Here is a 15,944-nt window from a genome sequence, read left to right as displayed (position 1 = left end):
AATTATTAAAGAGATTATATTTTATAAAAGGAGAAATATTTATGACTACTTATACTAAAGATATTAATAAATCCTTTCATGAAAAATTAGATGAAACTTCAATAGAATTAAGAAGAAAGGTTCAAGGCTTCTTATATGATAACTGTGAGTCTATTTTTAAGAGAAGCACACTACCCACACCTGCAGAAAATTATAATGAAAGTGATTTAACTAAACTAGTAGATATGATAGACAAGTATAGTGAAATATATAAAGACTCAATAGGAATAATTAATGGTACAAAAGTAGATTTAAATCAACATGAGTGTATAGCTTGTACAAGATGTACTAGATATTGTCCTAGTGGTGCCCTTGAAAAAATAAATAAAGAATTAGCACTACATGAGGACAAGTGTTTAAGATGTGGAAATTGCATTGGCAACTGTTCATTCTTAGCCCTATCTTCATCAGGAACAGGATTAACTATTTATATTAATAGTGCAGAAGTAGACTATCCTACACACATATTACCTAAATTTTATGGTATATACGAAATTCCTAAGGTAATGGATAAACTTTTATCCTTCTATAATACTCATAAAATCAAGGGGGAGACTTTTGCAACTACTGTTTATAGAATAGGGTTTAACGACCTTTTAAATTATATTGAAGACTAAAAAGAAAGCCCAGAAAGGAACTAACCTTTCTAGGCTTTCTGTATTATTATCTAATAAGCAAGTAAATAAATCCTAAAAATAAAGCAACAATAATTCCAGTAGCTATCATATTGGCTTTAAAAGAGTGGTTATAAAAATATTTCTCTGTATCAGCACTTTTTCCCTTAAACTCTGAATCCTTAGCATTAGCTCTTTTAAACAAATCCACCGACATAATACCAACTCCATTCAATTTAAAACATTCTTTATATTCTGTTAATTATACCACTTGGTGCAGTGGAAAAAACTATTAATACCTAAAAGTATATAAAAAGTACTTATAAGTTTATATAGTATTAATTGCCGTATAATAATTCTTCTCTTCTGATTTTACATATTCTAAATTCTTTCCTATACTTTGAAATAAATGATCAAAATAAGTTGTAAAATCTCCTTGAAGAGTTTTTAATAGTTTTTCTTTTATTAAGGATATATTGTTATAAAGTTCTTCCTTTTTTCTTTCCAATGCCTTAAAGTCACAGTAATATTCACCTTTGAATATACTATCTTCTTTAAAATCCAACTGAAAATACTCCTTTAAAATATCTTTTTCATCCAAAATTAATATATTAGATATATCTATACAGTACTTCTTTATCTCATTATAATTACCATATAGCTTATTCCATTTATTATATAAATCCATAATTAAGCCTTGATTATATACTTTTATATTTCCTCCATAGCTATCTATAGATTTAAAAACATTAATACCACTGATAGATTTCATATTATCCATGAGTATATCTATAATAGACTTATAATAATTATCCTTTATGGACCTTAATGAAGACTTAACAATTTCACAAGTTATATAATTAAACTTATCTTGAAAACTTCTACATATAGCATAAAACGCTTCTTCACTATTTATATAATAAATTAGTCTAGTAAATTCATTATAAAATATACTGTTTATACTGAGTTCTATTTCATCTGTTATTTCATCAAAGCTAAATTTACTTATATTCATCATCATATTTAAAAAGTCATGTTCTAAGGAAAACACCTTATATCCTATGGTATATTCTCTATTTCCCATAGATTTATCATAAGTAGTTGTATATTCTATTGAATCTTTTCTAATTAAATTTGATTCACAAATTTCTTTGGCTAAATATTTATTTAGCTCTTTTTTATAAACTTTTATTCTTTTAGTAAATTCATCTCCAAAAGCTTCATTAATTAAGTTAAGTAGTACCTCTATAAATTCTTTCCTTACTACTTCTGCTATCTTTTCTTTTAAAACATCTAAAGAATTTAAAATCTCATCTTCTTTAATAATTATTTTATCTGAAATATCACCCTTATTTAATATATCTTTTCTCCTTAAATCAATTATTAATTCTTTGAATGTATTCCAAATAACCCTATGATAAGATTTTATTTCTTCATCTAAAGCACCTATTACAATGTTTTTAAGCTGAATAACTCCTATTTCTATGTATGATAATATTCCTTCCATATCCTCATAAACATATCTATTTAGTTCATTATATATTTCTTTCTCACCATGTTTCATCTGAAATGTATACACCTCTAGCTCACATTTCTTTTTAAATAAATTTAACCTAGAATTTATATTTTTCTCTATACTATCTAAAATATCATGGATGAATTTCTTATCTATTTTTACTTCCTTACTTAAAGCATGGCTACTTACCTTATGATCTTCACTAGTATGTACTTTATGAAAAACCTCTTCAATTCTTTCCTTTTCTTCTACTATAACAAAGGTATTAAAATCACCAATGAATTCCTTTGTCATAGACTCTGTAATAGAGCTATCATATTTAAAATAGCTTGAAAACTCTTTCTGTAAATATTCAAATATCTCTACAATATCTAAATATAAGTTTATTTGATTATACAATGAAGTTACTAGTGTTTTATTTACCTCTTCCATAAGTACTCAACTCCAATACTTTAATTGAATAACTTATTCTACAAAATACACAAAATTCCTTGTTTCAAAAATAATTTACTACAAAAGTCTATTAATATTCTGCTATAATTATAATGAAAGGTATGCCTCATTTTATGGCATACCTTTTCTGTTATTGTACTTCAACTTCTTTATCTAGTGAAAATAAGTATAAGTATTTCCTTACTTTTTCTTTCTTAAATGCATCTTTTATAGCTTTACTATAATAATCTAATTGCACTTTATATCTTTCTTTAATTTCTTCTATATTATCTTCTCTTACATAATCAGTTTTATAGTCTAAAATCATGCCTTCTTCTCCCTCTTCAAAGTAACAGTCTATAACTCCTCTTAAAAGCATCTTTTCTTCTAAGTAAGTTTCTTTACTAACATTAGGATAAATAGTAGAAGCATTTATTTCCACTCTAAAAGGCAGCTCTCTTTTTAAAGAGTTTTCTTTAAAAGCTTCTATTACTTTTTTTCCTATGTTGCTCTGTAAAAACTTAAGAATTTTATCTACCTTAACTGATTTTGCTGCTTCAAAGGTTATTAGCTCCTTCTCTACCATGGTATTAATTTGCCTTGTAATGTCTTCTTTAGCAAGGTCACCACTTAAGTCTAATCTTTGCATTATATTGTGATAAGCAGTTCCCACCTCTGATGGAGTTAACCCTTTCTTTTCTTGAAGAAATAGTGGTGTTTGCATTAGAGACCTAAACTTTCTCGGTCCTTCTACTTCATCTCCATAGGTTATAGTTTTATAGTTATCTTCATCTAAATCATCACCTTCTATATATAGATTATTTTCTCTATTGGCTTCTGGTAGCTTATTGTGAAGCTCTTTTAACTCTGTAACAGTGATTACCGTAGGCAGCTTTGTTGCTTCCTCATATTTATAAGTAAATTCTAATCTTTCTTTAATTACTTTATAACAATCTTTACTTATATTTTCATCAGCATTATCTAAAAGTTTATTTATTTTTTCCTTTACTGGCACTTCTTCTAATGCTGCATCTTCTATTTCTTCAAAAATTTCTCTAGGATATATAGCTACCTTAAACCTACTATGATCTTCTTTAAAATCTTCATTTATAATATTTTCATTATAATGCCTTAGGGATTCTCCAGCTTTATGATTTATAAGAGAAGCTCCTATCCAATCCATATAATTTTTTTGATTTTTTATATAAGTTGATTTTATACTTCCACCTTCATCTATACCTGCTCCAGACCATTTTTCAATTTTCTTATCTAGAGCCTTACCACTTCCAACTAAGATTAATTTTTCCTTTGCTCTAGTTAGGGCAACATATAAAAGTCTCATCTCTTCTGACTTGTTTTCCCGTTGAATTTTTTTGCTTATAAACTCCCTTTGAGATGTGTTATAACTAACTCTATTATCTAAATCAATATAAGTAGGTCCAAAACCTAATTCATGGTGGAATAGTATCTTGCCTTTTAAATCACCTTCATTAAATCTTTTACCAAGACCACAGAGAAATACTATAGGAAACTCTAAGCCCTTACTTTTATGAATACTCATGATTCTTACTACATCTTCATTTTCTCCTATGATTTTAGCACTTCCCATATCTTCACTACTAGTTTTTATATTACTTATAAAGTTTATAAAATTATATAAACCTCTATAGCTAGTTCTTTCAAAATCCTTAGCTCTCTTAAATAAAATTTTTAAGTTAGCCTGTCTTTGCTCTCCTCCAGGCAATGCTCCCACATAACCGTAGTATCCTGTATCCGTTATGATTTCCCATATGAGCTGATTTATAGGGGTATATTTACTTTCTAATCTCCAGTTATTTATTTTATGTAGGAAGGTTTTTATTTTTATTTTTAGACCAGTATTATTATAGATTTCTTCCCAAGTATCACTAAGGTTTTCATCTTCATAATCCTTTTTCTCATAATCTAAAAGGCCTACCATGGCATGATAAAAACTCACATTTTTATTAGAAATTCTTATATCTGCTAACTCTTCTGTAGTGAATCCACCAATAGGTGACCTTAATACAGCAATTAGAGGAATATCTTGTATTGGATTATCTATAATTTCTAAAGCACTTATAACTGTCTTTACTTCAAGAGTATCAAAATACCCCCCTCCCCCTTCTGAGAAAAGAGGGATTCCTACTCTTTTGAATTCTTCTATAAATATAGGAGACAGCTTATTACTTGACCTTAAAAGAATAACCATATCCTTATAGGTAGCTCTTCTATAATCATCTAAGTTCTTATCATATACCTTTAATGAATTTTCCCCATGATGCTCCATTAGCTCTCTTATTCGTTTTGCCACAAATCTAGCCTCTAGCTGCATAGAATCTAGTTCTTCTTTATCCAGTTCTTCCTCACTACTTGTGATATCACTTTGTTCTTGAAGCTCTTCTTCTATTTCATTATTTTCATTAGCTTCAACATCTTCATAATCAAGGTTTATAAGGTTAAATTCCACCTCTCCACCAATATTACCTTCACCTAAAAACTCTTTATAACTGGCCCCAACCTTGAGCTCTTCACTTTCATCATAGGCTAGTTCCCCTACATCCTCACTCATAACAGCATTAAAGATATAGTTTATCCCGTCTATAACCTCTCTTCTACTCCTAAAATTTTTATGGAGAGTAATAAGAGCATTATAGTCATCTCCATTTTTAGTGTAGGCTTCTTTCTTATTTTTAAATAGCTCGGGCTTTGCCATTCTAAACCTATATATACTTTGCTTTAAGTCTCCAACCATGAATACGTTTCTTGTATCCTTTTCTGTTCTACAAATAAGATTGATTATTTCTTCCTGAACACTATTTGAATCTTGATATTCATCTACTAGTATTTCTTCAAATTTATCTTTAAGCTCTAAAGCAATGCTTGATGGTTTATTTTTATCTTCCTTATCTCTTAAAATTTCAAGGGCAAAATGTTCCTGGTCATTGAAATCTATGATACCTCTTTCTCTCTTTTTCTTATCAAAGATATCTTTAAATTCTATTACTAGGTTTGTTAGTTCCTTCATTAATGGATAAAGTTTTTTAGTAATTTTAATATTTTCCTTAGAAGTAGCATTTAATATCTTACTCTTTACCTCCACATATATTTCCTTAGCAGTATCTCTTAAATCCTTGGCCTTTTTTTGTATTAATTTCTCTTCCTCCGTTAACTTTGTTAAAGTTGGAATTCTTCCAAAACCAGTTTCTTCAATGTATTGTCTATCTTCCTTTAGTTCACCTTCAATTATTGTTAAAGTTCTCTCTAATATTTCTCCATCATTTTCAAAGGTAGCTTTATATTTATCAATAATAGGATTATTTAGTACAAAATCTAACCCTTCATTATTTATCTCTAAAGCATTTATTATATCTTCTCTTAATTCTTTTAGTAAGGCATCCTTAAAAGGTAACTTTTCAAAGGAAAAATCTTCACCCACATTGAAAATTTCGGATTTAGCTTTTAGCCAAGCTACAGGAGCACCCATACTCATAGAAAAGTTATATAATCTTAGTACCATTTCTGCCAAGGCTTTATCACTTTTATTATCACAATAACTTTCTACTAGCTCTATAAATTCCTCTTTTCCTTCAATATATTTTCCTTCCATAAGTTCTTCTAAAGCTTCTACCTTTAAAAGATTTATCTCAGTAGTATCCCCAACTCTAAAGTTTGGCTCTATATCTAATTGATGAAAGTTATTTTTAATAAGGTTTAAACAAAAGGAATGAAGAGTTGATATACTTGCCTTATTAAGAAGTATTAATTGAGTTTGGAGATTCCTATTATTAGGCTCCTCCTTAATTCTTTTATTAATAGCTTCTCCTATACGTTCTCTCATCTCTGCCGCTGCTGCATTAGTAAAGGTTACTATAAGTAATTTATCAATATCCACAGGATTATCTCTATCTGTGATAATTTTTATAATTCTTTCAACTAAAACTGCAGTTTTTCCAGAACCTGCTGCTGCAGATACTAATGTGTTTCTATATCTAATATTAATGGCCTTTTGTTGGTCCTCTGTCCACTTTACACTACTCATTACCTTCACCTCCTTTTCCCTCTACTTCAAGCTGCTGAAGAAGTTCTTTTTTATTTCTTCTAGGCATTACTTTAAAATTATTAATCCCCATGGTTTCATCAAACTGACATATAGAAGAGAACTCACAAAATTCACAGTAATAGCTTTTTCCATTTTTACATGGAGTTACTTCTATAATTCCCTCTAACATATCTTCACAGATTTCTCTAACCTTTTCCTTCATGTGACTTCTTAGCACATTAAAACCTTCATAGGTTATCACTGAACTATTATTCTTTGAAAATTCGGCTTCATCACTACCCTTTTTGGGTTTATTTAAAGCTACAGGAATTATGGAAGAAGTTCCTCCTTTTTCTATGGTTTTATCCATTTCCTTAACTATCTTTAAATCTCTTATGACGATTCCCTTCATTTTTAACGCCTTTAATACTTCTTCTTCTAAATTCTCCATGGTAAGTTTTTTAGACCCATCCATTATTGGATCATCCACAGAAAGATATACCATAGCTCCTGGCATGGTTCTTCCTTTTCCTTCTGATACCACTGGTTTTTTAGACATTTTCTCTTGTTCAAGGGTTAAAATTGCATCTAAATAAGTTAGTAACTGAATTTTTAATCCATTATATACATCATTTATATCTAAGTCTATTTTTCCTGTTTTATAATCCACAACTCTATAATAATTAACCCCATCTATAGAGGTTTTATCCACTCTATCAATCTTTCCTTGTAATTTTACTACTTCTCCTGTGGATAAGGTTATTGGTATTGGAGGATAATAATCATCTTTTTCAAAGCCAAAGGAAATTTCATAGCCAATAGGTTGAAAAGTTCCTCTTTCCATCTGCTCATTAATGATTAACACCATTCTATATAAAATTCTTTTTATCCTTGTAGCTATATATTCATATCTCTTAGAACTTTTTAAAATTCTATGCTCCTCCGAATTTGTAAGCTCTGATATAACATCATTTATAACCCTTTCACAAAATTCTTTATTTAAAGTTCCCCATACCGCTTTTTCCTTCTCTACTCTTTTAGAAAACTTATCAAGTCCTTCATGAATTAGATTTCCAAAATCAAGTGGTGCAAAAGTATAAATCTTTCTTTCCTTAGCTTTAAGACCATACTTTACAAAATAACCGAAGGAGCAATTGGCGTAGGCTTCTATTTTAGATACACTAAGACTTTTCCCATACAATTGCCTTATTTTATCTTTACTTATAGCTTCTATATGATTTTTATAGGTAAAGCCACTTATTACCTTAAGAAGTTTTTCTCTATATTCTGGCTCCTGATAATAATATCTATATATCTCCTTCCAAAGGTCTGTTATCTCATCTCTTTCTACATATTCATGGAGCTTTTTTATTAAGTTATTAAAGGTAGGAGTTTTTCCTACTATGGCTTTTTCATCTTTTCCCGCTTCATCCTTTAATATATCTGTATTCTCCAAAACATTAGGAAATAAGACTTTTAGCCTTGGAATCACCATGGAATATCTTTTAGTCTTTCCTTCTAAATCAGCAATTGGATAAGTAACATATAATAGATTACTTGCAATACTTAGTAAATTGTATATTAAATATTGTTCTCCAAATGCTAGTTCAAAGCTATTATCTGCCACACTTATATTATTATTTTTAAATACTATTCTATCATTATCATTAAATAGACCTTCATCACCTGTAATCCTTGGAAGTACCCCATCATTTACACCAACAACTATGGCTACCTTTACCTCTTGAGCCTTTATTCTCTCAGCACTTCCTACCACTACTTGATCCATGGATGTGGGAATTAGCCCCATTTTATTATGAGATATCCCCATAGATAGGATATTATTAAACTCTTCAATGGTCACCACTTCTTCTCCAAGAATATCTACAAACTGATCTAAAAGCTCAATAAGCATATTCCAGATACTACTATACTCATCCACTAATAAAAGATTATTATCTCTCTTAAATTTCTCTATATATTCATTAACATTTTCATAAACTCTATTATCAACTAAGAATTTATAAATACTTGAGCAAATATCTTTAACCTTATGTTTACCTTTTAATTTCTCCTCTAATTTAATGAGAGGCTCTATTCCTTTATTTTTTATTTCTATTATATTCTCATACTTAGAGCTTTCTCTCCAATACTCCTCATTATCATCTATCCATTTTTTCCTAGTTTTAATGCCATACTCTAAAACATAATTTTCTAGTAAATCTACTTCTGATGGTGATAAATTTGCAAAACCACTTTTAAAGTAATTAACTATGGAATTATCTCTAAATCCTTTAGAAAATATGTTTAAAAGTGAAGTTATATATACAACCAATGGATTTGATGCTATATCCTCCTTATCATCAATAAAAAATGGAATATCATATTCTTCAAATATTACTCTAACTATGTCCTTATAATTCTCCAAATCTCTACTTATAACTATAATGTCCTTATATCTAAAGTCCTTCTCTCTAACTAGTTTCAAGATTTCCTTGGCTACATACTCTACTTCTCCATAGGGATTCTGAGCTTTAAATATACTTATATTTTTTGTAGGAGCTTTTAATGCTTTCCCCCTATTATTAAAGTAGTTTTCCTCTAAGAAGGATAATTCCTCACTTTCTTTAAATCTATGTCCAATGTATAAATGAAGATTATTTTTAGGATAGTACCCATAATCTTGTGCAAGTTTTGTAAGTTTTTCTTCTGTAGTATATATTGGATAAAAAGGATTAGTATCCTCATTTTTATCTGTGACCTCATCCCCACCATAAGGTATTGTTATATTGACATTGGTACAAATGCTTAAAAGTTTTCCTATGATGTCATATTGCTGAGGAGTGAAGCCACTAAATTCATCTATCCACACTTCTGCTCCCTTTAAAAACCTACTTTCTTCAATCTTCCCTTTTAAAATAGTTAAATTATCCTCAGGATCAAAATATCCTTCACTAAGTTTATTTTGAAACTTTGAATAAATTACCTCAATATCACTTAACTTATCCACTAGTAGTGAACTTTCATCCACATTTCCCTTTAAATCTTTAAGAGTTTGTGGAGTAATTTTATGTCTTTTAAATTCGGTAAGTACTCCTATGATTTTATCTATAAAACCTTTTTGTTTTGTAGCTTGTTTAAATATGCTAAGTTCATCTTTTGCCTCATCTATAGCTCTTCCTACAATTATTGCTTTTCCTGTATCATTCATGTACTTATGAGTTACTCCACCAACTTCATTAAAAATAGTAAAAGCTAATCTTTTAAAGCTTAAAAGATGTACATTATTTATTCCAGTGGCACCAATCCTCTCAATGAGAGCCTTTTCTGCTCTAAAGGATAACTGCTCTGGAACTATTAATATTAATGGAGCTTTATTATCAAAGGATTTTTCATAGATTTCTTCAATACAGGCATAACTCTTACCTGTACCTGCTCTGCCGTAAATAAATCTAATTCCCAAAATCTCACTTCCTAACCTTTAAATTTCCTTATATATTTCACAATTTCTTATAATTACTTTCTTCCTTTATTATTACCTAATTATAACATAAGCCAATGATTCTTTTTTAATATCATTGGCTATTTATAAATATTTAATCCTCACTATATCTATCCATTATTTTATTTAAATTATCTATAATAAATCTACCAAATTATCATGTTTTAGATGGCTATTTTCCTACTTGCAAAATGGCAAAATCCCTGAAACCCTTGTGACGAGAACAACTAGTTAACTAGTTATATATTTATATACTTTCCTAGGTAACTAGTTTCATATTTATATTGGTATATAGTTTCATATAAAAATAGCTCTATGTATACCTATTTATCTAAATGTATATATTATATGAAAATATAGTTTTAAGTATTTCGTGTAATATTTAACAAAATTAGACCTTAATAATTAAAAATGAATACTTTCATTAGTTTTTTAATTAAAAATTTAATCAGCCTTTATACATTGCAAAATATTTAAATTAGGGGTAAACTAGTATGGAAGAAAATTTTTTATTTATGGAGGGTTTAACATATGAATAAACTTATTTCAATTGATGAAGCAGTTGCTAAAATTCAAGATGGAATGACTGTTATGATAGGTGGATTTTTAGCTGTAGGTACTCCAGAAGCTATTATAGATGCTTTAGTTAAAAAAGGCGTTAAAGATTTAACTATCATAGCAAACGATACTGGATTTCCAGATAGAGGTATTGGTAAGTTAATAGTTAACAAACAAGTTAAGAAAACTATTGCATCACATATTGGTACAAACAAAGAAACTGGAAACCAAATGAATTCTGGAGAAATGGAAGTAGAATTATCACCTCAAGGAACTCTTGCTGAAAGAATCAGATGTGGCGGAGCTGGTCTTGGTGGATTCTTAACTCCAACTGGTCTTGGAACAATTGTACAAGATGGTAAAGAAGTTATTACTGTTGATGGACAAGAATACATTCTTGAAAAACCTCTTAAAGCAGATGTTGCTCTTTTATTCGGTTCAAAGGTTGATAAAAAAGGAAACGTATACTACAATCAAGCAACAAGAAACTTCAATCCTTTAATAGCTACTGCTGCAGATACTGTAATCGTTCAAGCTGAAGAGCTTGTAGAAGTTGGAGATATAGATCCAAACGTAGTTATGACACCATATATCTTTGTTGACTATATAGTAAAGGGGGAGAACTAACATGGATAAGAACATGATAAGAGAAATCATTGCTAAAAGAGTTGCAAAAGAACTTAACGATGGAGACGTAGTTAATCTAGGTATAGGTCTTCCAACAATGGTAGCTAACTATATACCAGAAGGCATAGATGTAACATTACAATCTGAAAATGGATTCATAGGAATTGGTGCTGCTCCTGCTCCTGGAGAAGAGCAAAAAGACCTAGTAAATGCTGGCGGACAACATGTTACTGTTATCCCTGGAGCTGCATTCTTTGATTCTTCTGCATCTTTCGGAATAATCAGAGGCGGTCATGTTGCTGCTACTGTACTTGGAGCTTTAGAAGTTGACCAAGAAGGAAACCTTGCAAACTGGATGATTCCTGGTAAAATGGTTCCTGGAATGGGCGGAGCTATGGACCTAGTTGTTGGAGCTAAAAAAGTTATAGTAGCTATGGAACATACAGCTAAAGGTAATCCAAAAATATTGAAGAAATGTACACTTCCTTTAACTGCTGCTCATCAGGTAAACTTAATTATTACTGAAATGGCAGTTCTTGAAGTAACTTCAGAAGGTCTTGTTCTTAAAGAACTTGGACCAGAAGCTACTATCGAAGATGTAAAAAATGCAACACTTGCAGATCTTATAATTCCAGAAAACATTAAGAAAATGGAATTATAATTTTATTTAAAATAATTAATTAAAGTCTATTGGTAATTAAAAATAATTACCAATAGACTTATGTTAGAAAGGAATTTTTTATGCCACCTTACAAAAATTATGCAGAAGATCAAGTTGAATATGTTTTAAAAAGTGTGCTTAAAGATTATCCTAATATTTGTACTTGCCAAAAGTGCCTTGATGATATGTCTGCTCTTGCCCTAAATTCTATAAAACCCAAGTATGTGGTTAGTGAAGAAGGTAAAATTTATACTACTGCTTTAAATGAAATTGACAAGCAAGAAGAAATTTCTATAACTGCTCAAGTTATTAGAGCTGTAGAAAAAGTTTCAACAAATCCTAAGCACCATGAATATAGATAAGGTAAGAGACCCTATGATTAACTAATTGATTAGATCATAGCGGTCTTATTTTTTTATTTATTTTCATTGCTTTTATACTTTTCATATATTTCTTTTACATACATAGTTAGTTTTTCTTTATCATTACATTTAGGATCTTTAATAACCATTTCTAATAATTCATCTAATATTTTTCCTATTACTATGCCTTCCTTTACCCCTAAATTTATTAAATCTTTTCCTGTAATTTTCAAGTCAGACTTCCTATATGCTTCTTCATTTTTCATAATTTCATCTAAAATTAATTCTATTCTCATCTTATTTAAATTAAATTGAGTTATAATTTCTAAGTTTTCTTCTTTTAAAAATATTTTTGTTATATATTTTATAATTATTAATTCTCCTAATACATCTAATCCTATACCTTGTAATAGTCTTTTAATATATACTTTATCTTCATAAATTGGAGTATCATAATATGCTATAAGTGTACTTACATTCTTTATTGTCCTATTGTCATAATGTAGTTCTTTAAGAATTTCTCCACATTTAATGCTTATATTTATGTCTTGTTTAGGTATTAACTTAGATGTATCACCTTTATAATCAATTCTTATGTTATTTTCATCTTTATTACTTTTTAATATATAGTACAAAAATATAGTTAATCGCAAATAAAGTTTTTTAGGACATCCCTCTATAACCTTAATACATTCTTTTACCTTAAATGAATCATAAATATATTTTTCTTCATCTTTATATAGATAAGTTACTAATATATGCATAATCCCCATACTAATCATATATTTAATTCCATCACCAGGATAATCACATAGTATTAGCTTATTTAACTCTACAATTATTCTCTCCCTAGAAATTTTCTTAAGAAGCGCCTTGTTATTCTCCATGGCAATTAGAGTTTCTTTTTCTATTTTGTAGTTTAACTGTGCCATAAATCTTAATCCTCGCATTATCCTTAATGAGTCTTCTTTAAATCTTTTATTTGATTCTCCTACACACTTTATAACCTTATTTTTTATATCCTTAATTCCATTAAAATAATCTATTATTCCTACTTTATGATTATAAGCTATAGCATTTATAGTAAAATCTCTTCTTCCTAAATCATCTATAAGTTTTGAAGTAAATTCTACTCTATCTGGTCTTCTCCCATCGGAGTAATCCCCATCTACTCTAAATGTAGTTATTTCTACCGCTTCATTTTCCATTAATACTACCACTGTTCCATGTTCAATTCCTACATCTATAGTTTTTTTATCTATAAATATTTCCTTTATCTCCTTTGGAGTTGCTGAGGTACATATGTCCCAGTCATTAGGATTTTTACCTATAATACTATCTCTTACACATCCTCCTACTATATAAGCTTCAAAACCATTTTTTTCTATTTCATTAATACAATTCTCTATATACCTTGGCATGTCAATATACATACTTATACCTTCTCCTTAAATACACCTGTTTAATTTTACAATGTAATTTCTACCACAAAGCTGTTTAATATTAAAATTAAAATATAAAAAACAACAAAAAAGTTTTTAAATTGTTACTATTTCGTAATGATTATACATAATATATCCTTTATAATTATTAGTATAAAACATAATAACTAATTAAAGGAGATTCTTATGAAAAATACTTTATTTCATTCTAAAAAAAATAATAACTCACATGGTAAACTCTGTGTAATGGCTTCTATATTTTGCTTCATATTTATAGGAATTTCAGTATTTGCTAATGCAAAAGAGAAAGAATATCAGTTTAAAAATAATGAATTATCTACTGAAATAGAATCCCTTAAAGCTACAAAGGCTAATTTACATAAAGCAAATAAGAACTTGCTAGAGTCAGGTTCAAATTTAGATGCCTTACTTGATGAACTTGCTGAAATTAATAATTAACATAAGGAGCTAAAATCATGAATTACAATATTAATCTTGAATCATCAAAAAGGAAAGTTAGAAGAAGGAAGAAACCTTCTATACTAAGTATTATATACTTATCAGCTTTATGTTTATGTTTTTTTATATCAATATTAGCAACAACAAAAATGTTTGTAGCTTCTAGTAAGCAAAGTAATCTATTAAAAGAAATCGATTCTTTATCATCCTCTAACAAATCTATACTTGCAGAAAATATTAAGTTAGAAAAAGAACTAAGTGAAAAACAATCGACTTATGATAAGGCAATGTCACAAAAAAAGATTGCTCATTTAACCTTTGACGATGGGCCTTCATCTAATACCTTGAAACTGTTAGATGTACTTGACAAATACAATGCTAAAGCGACTTTTTTTGTAATATACAAAGACGGCTATGATGATATTTATAGAGAAATCGTTAATCGTGGACATGTTCTTGCTAATCATACATATAGTCATAATTATCAAAAGATTTATTCATCTACTAAGGCTTTTATTAGTGATGTGGAAGCTCTTGATAATAAGCTAAAAGAAATAACCGGTAAAGAACCCTCTAAAATTTTACGATTCCCTGGTGGTTCAAATACAGGATATATGAGTGAACATAAAAATATGCCTAATTGTATTTTTAAAGCTCTAAAAGACCGTGGGTACACCTATTTTGACTGGAATGTTGATTCTTCAGATGCTACTAAGGTAACATTGGATGAAAAAAGTATAATAAAAAGTGTTCTTGATGGTAGCTCTAACGTTAATACAGCTAATATATTAATGCATGATACAAACTTCAAATATACCACATTAGATGCAATGCCAAAAATTCTTGAAGGTTTAAAAGCTCAAGGATATGTATTTAGACCTTTAAAGCATGATTCAGCTGCTATTCGTTTTATAAATTAACAATTGAATTTTGTAACTTTAACCAATTACAAAGTCTATTTATAAGAGTTGTTTCAAAATAATTCACTAAATCTTACTAGTATTGAGCTTGTACTTTAATAAAATTTAGCTTATTTTGAGACAACCCTTTAGTTATTTTATATGCTAATATTCCAAAATATTTTCTTTTCTCTTATTAATTTTCCCCATTATATACACAGCTAGAATTCCACTTACAAATCCAACTACTGCTCCACCTAACACATCAGAAAAATAATGAACATACAAATATATTCTAGAAAAACCTATTAAAACTGCCAAAGCTATAAAATAAAACTTATATCTCTTAATATATGTGGAAAGTACATATGCTACAGCTATAGAAGATGCAGTATGACCTGATGGAAAAGAAAAGCTACTAGGTAGCTTTATCAAAGGATTATCTATAGGATATGAAATAATGGGTCGTACTCTCTCCACTAAATGCTTTATTACTCCCTCTGTTAAAATTGTACCTATAGATATTGCTAGTAAACTTGTTATTCCTACTTTTCTATATTTTTTAGTGCATATAAGAATAATGCTAATTGCTATCCATATAAACCCTGCATCTCCCAGCCTTGTTATGAATGGCATTATAGTATCAAAAATTTTATTCTGTAATCCAAAAGCTATAGCATCAGTTATTCCCTTATCTATTCCGTATAGCCATTGATTCATTAGTTTATCCCTTTCTTAAATAATCTTTTCTATATTTTGTTTTTTGTTACTAT

Annotated in this window: 12 protein-coding genes; 6 read left to right on the top strand and 6 right to left on the bottom strand. The window is 28.9% G+C overall.

Annotation, left to right across the window (positions count from 1 at the left end):
* Positions 1 to 656 (top strand): 4Fe-4S dicluster domain-containing protein (locus tag B3630_RS01530; protein ID WP_346894896.1); only part of this gene is annotated, 656 nt, incomplete at its 5' end.
* 46 nt (positions 657 to 702) lie between these two features.
* Here the strand turns inward: B3630_RS01530 and B3630_RS01525 are convergent.
* From B3630_RS01525 to addB, 4 genes are all read right to left on the bottom strand, one after another.
* Positions 703 to 870, bottom strand: coding sequence for a hypothetical protein (locus tag B3630_RS01525; protein ID WP_346894894.1), 168 nt, complete (start codon positions 868 to 870; stop codon positions 703 to 705).
* A 111-nt stretch (positions 871 to 981) separates the two neighbouring features.
* Complete coding sequence (locus tag B3630_RS01520; RefSeq protein ID WP_346894892.1) at positions 982 to 2,601, bottom strand: hypothetical protein; 1,620 nt, start codon at positions 2,599 to 2,601, stop codon at positions 982 to 984.
* Between the two features lie 151 nt (positions 2,602 to 2,752).
* Entirely contained in the window at positions 2,753 to 6,661 is a 3,909-nt protein-coding gene (gene addA / locus B3630_RS01515; RefSeq protein ID WP_346894890.1) for a helicase-exonuclease AddAB subunit AddA, read from the bottom strand.
* Complete coding sequence (addB, locus tag B3630_RS01510; RefSeq protein WP_346894888.1) at positions 6,654 to 10,124, bottom strand: helicase-exonuclease AddAB subunit AddB; 3,471 nt, start codon at positions 10,122 to 10,124, stop codon at positions 6,654 to 6,656. Before addB ends, addA begins: the two co-directional genes overlap by 8 nt.
* Before the next feature lie 570 nt (positions 10,125 to 10,694).
* On the opposite strand from addB, the gene atoD reads away from it, so the two are divergent.
* From atoD to B3630_RS01495, 3 genes are all read left to right on the top strand, one after another.
* Positions 10,695 to 11,348 (top strand): acetate CoA-transferase subunit alpha, encoded by a 654-nt coding sequence (atoD, locus tag B3630_RS01505; protein ID WP_035135146.1) that lies wholly within the window; start codon positions 10,695 to 10,697, stop codon positions 11,346 to 11,348.
* 1 nt (position 11,349) lies between these two features.
* A complete protein-coding gene (locus tag B3630_RS01500) occupies positions 11,350 to 12,009 on the top strand; it encodes a 3-oxoacid CoA-transferase subunit B (RefSeq protein ID WP_346894886.1) in 660 nt (219 codons plus the stop codon).
* Between the two features lie 80 nt (positions 12,010 to 12,089).
* Positions 12,090 to 12,371 (top strand): late competence development ComFB family protein, encoded by a 282-nt coding sequence (locus tag B3630_RS01495; RefSeq protein ID WP_346870322.1) that lies wholly within the window; start codon positions 12,090 to 12,092, stop codon positions 12,369 to 12,371.
* A gap of 53 nt (positions 12,372 to 12,424) precedes the next feature.
* Here the strand turns inward: B3630_RS01495 and B3630_RS01490 are convergent, their stop codons facing one another.
* Positions 12,425 to 13,804, bottom strand: a complete 1,380-nt coding sequence (locus B3630_RS01490; RefSeq protein ID WP_346894884.1) for a CCA tRNA nucleotidyltransferase — start codon at positions 13,802 to 13,804, stop codon at positions 12,425 to 12,427.
* Between the two features lie 195 nt (positions 13,805 to 13,999).
* On the opposite strand from B3630_RS01490, the gene B3630_RS01485 reads away from it, so the two are divergent.
* Positions 14,000 to 14,272 (top strand): hypothetical protein, encoded by a 273-nt coding sequence (locus B3630_RS01485; RefSeq protein ID WP_346894882.1) that lies wholly within the window; start codon positions 14,000 to 14,002, stop codon positions 14,270 to 14,272.
* Between the two features lie 17 nt (positions 14,273 to 14,289).
* Positions 14,290 to 15,192 (top strand): polysaccharide deacetylase family protein, encoded by a 903-nt coding sequence (locus tag B3630_RS01480; RefSeq protein WP_346894880.1) that lies wholly within the window; start codon positions 14,290 to 14,292, stop codon positions 15,190 to 15,192.
* A 144-nt stretch (positions 15,193 to 15,336) separates the two neighbouring features.
* Here the strand turns inward: B3630_RS01480 and B3630_RS01475 are convergent, their stop codons facing one another.
* Entirely contained in the window at positions 15,337 to 15,891 is a 555-nt protein-coding gene (locus B3630_RS01475) for a phosphatase PAP2 family protein (protein ID WP_346894878.1), read from the bottom strand.
* Positions 15,892 to 15,944 lie beyond the last annotated feature (53 nt).

Source organism: Clostridium sp. UBA7503, from assembly GCF_002477055.1.
GTDB classification, from domain to species: Bacteria; Bacillota; Clostridia; order Clostridiales; family Clostridiaceae; genus Clostridium_J; species Clostridium_J sulfidigenes.
Note: the sequence above shows the minus strand (reverse complement) of the source record. Positions and strands in the feature narration are given on the sequence as shown.

Bases quoted from the DNA above. Each gene is read 5' to 3' on its own strand.
- B3630_RS01525 (WP_346894894.1), bottom strand. From the start codon at position 870: ATGTCGGTGGATTTGTTTAAAAGAGCTAATGCTAAGGATTCAGAGTTT.
- B3630_RS01520 (WP_346894892.1), bottom strand. From the start codon at position 2,601: ATGGAAGAGGTAAATAAAACACTAGTAACTTCATTGTATAATCAAATA.
- addA (WP_346894890.1), bottom strand. From the start codon at position 6,661: ATGAGTAGTGTAAAGTGGACAGAGGACCAACAAAAGGCCATTAATATT.
- atoD (WP_035135146.1), top strand. From the start codon at position 10,695: ATGAATAAACTTATTTCAATTGATGAAGCAGTTGCTAAAATTCAAGAT.
- B3630_RS01500 (WP_346894886.1), top strand. From the start codon at position 11,350: ATGGATAAGAACATGATAAGAGAAATCATTGCTAAAAGAGTTGCAAAA.
- B3630_RS01495 (WP_346870322.1), top strand. From the start codon at position 12,090: ATGCCACCTTACAAAAATTATGCAGAAGATCAAGTTGAATATGTTTTA.
- B3630_RS01490 (WP_346894884.1), bottom strand. From the start codon at position 13,804: ATGTATATTGACATGCCAAGGTATATAGAGAATTGTATTAATGAAATA.
- B3630_RS01485 (WP_346894882.1), top strand. From the start codon at position 14,000: ATGAAAAATACTTTATTTCATTCTAAAAAAAATAATAACTCACATGGT.
- B3630_RS01480 (WP_346894880.1), top strand. From the start codon at position 14,290: ATGAATTACAATATTAATCTTGAATCATCAAAAAGGAAAGTTAGAAGA.
- B3630_RS01475 (WP_346894878.1), bottom strand. From the start codon at position 15,891: ATGAATCAATGGCTATACGGAATAGATAAGGGAATAACTGATGCTATA.